Annotated in this window: 2 pseudogenes; both read right to left on the bottom strand. The window is 71.2% G+C overall.

Going from position 1 to position 1,697, the window contains the following annotated elements:
• Window positions 1-759, bottom strand: a pseudogene (locus tag ABZ749_RS34820) (M1 family peptidase); the annotation flags it as partial.
• Window positions 756-1,697, bottom strand: a pseudogene (locus ABZ749_RS34815) (amino acid adenylation protein); the annotation flags it as partial. The pseudogenes ABZ749_RS34820 and ABZ749_RS34815, both read right to left, overlap by 4 nt.

Genomic DNA, 1,697 nt, shown 5'->3' with positions numbered 1-1,697 from the left:
GAGCCGCTGCAGCGTCGACATGATCTCGCCGTGTCGGCCGAAGTCGTGGTCGACATTCCTCCGCAGCGCCGGTGGGATCGCCGCGCGCTGCACCACCCCACCGACAGCCAGATCCACCACCTCGTAGCGTCCGATCTGAACGCTCATCAGGTACGGCGACGTCGGCTCGCGCCGCTCGTACACCCAGGTCGTGCCGCTCGCGCCCCGCCGCTGGAGCACGGGATCACCGGTCACCACCACGGTGTAGGGGGAGGCGGACGTGACCGCGACCCGGAAGGTGGCCTTGGCGCTGGGCTGATCATCGCAGGGGAACCAGGACGGCGATCCGTTCGGCTGGCTGGCGACGAGCACCCCGTCGGTGAGTTCCTCCCACCCGAGTTCGCCCCAACGGCCGGAGATGGGCACCGGCTTTCCCGCGTACCGGATCTCCACCCGGAAGGTGTCCTCGGCGCCGATGGGCCGCTCGGGTTTGATCTGCAGTTTGCCCGGCCGGTGCACGTACTTCGCCGGACGCCCGTCCACCCGGACGTCCTGAACTCTCAGGCGACCGAGATCGAGGGTGAACCGCGACAGCGACTGCACGGCCACCGCGGTGATGTCCGCCCGGCCACCGAGACGGTTCGACGCGACCCGGTAGTCGAGGTCGAGGTCGTAGTGCAGCACCCGGTAGCCGCCGTTGCCGTGCTCGGGCAGGTACGAGTCCCCGGAGCGGTCAGCGCCGGGCGTGGCACCGTGCGGTGTCGACGCCTTCGGATTCATGACGGCCGAGATGCCGGCATTGGCCAGGTGGTGATCGGGTTACCCCACCACCGGCTGTCGCTGGGCACGGCGTCGCCGCGGGTCACCAGCGAACCGGGCCCGACAGTGGTCCGCGCGCCGATGCTCGCGCCCGGCAGAACGATGCCGTGCGGGCCCAGCGCGGCACCCGCGCCCAGTGTCACCTCGTCCATGCTCATCACACGATCATGGAACAGGTGGGTCTGCACCACACAACCGCGGTTCACCGTCGCGCCGTCGGCGAGTCGCACCAGGTCGTACTCGGGCAGCCAGTAGGTCTCCAGCCAGACGCCCCGGCCGATCTTCGCGCCGAGGGTGCGCAGCCACGCCGTCAGCAGTGGCGTGCCGGTCGCGAAACGGACCAGCCACGGCGCGGCAAGAACCTCGACGAACGTGTCCGCGAGCTCGTTGCGCCACACGAAGGAGGTCCACAGCGCGCGCTCGGTGACCCGGAACCGCCCCACCAGCAGCCACTTCGCGGCCGTCGCGATGGCGGCGGCGACGATCGCCGCGCCCAGCAGCACCGGCCCGGCGGTGAGCGCGGCCGCCCACCATCCGCCAGATCGCCACACGAGCGCGAGTGCGGCCAGGACGCCGACGGCCAGGGCGCCGGCGCACATCACCGGAACGATCCGGCACAGCTCGATCGCAGCCCGGGCCAGCTTCAGCCGGAACGGCGGGTCGAAGGTGCGGCTGGTGTCGGCCGCCTCCGCGGTCCGGCGCAGCGGCATCGGCGGCGCACCGAGCCACGACGAGCCCTTCTTCGCCTTGGACGGCGCCGACGACAACACGCCGACAAGCCCGCGCTTGGGCACCGAACGCCCAGGCGCGGCCATACCTGAGTTGCCGAGGAATGCCTGCTTGCCGATGCGAGCCGGGGCGACACGCAGCCACCCGTGGCTCAGTTCGTACGTCGCGAC

This window comes from Micromonospora sp. NPDC047753 (assembly GCF_040642735.1).
Lineage (GTDB): Bacteria > Actinomycetota > Actinomycetes > Mycobacteriales > Micromonosporaceae > Micromonospora.
This window is presented reverse-complemented; position numbering and strand designations above follow the sequence as displayed.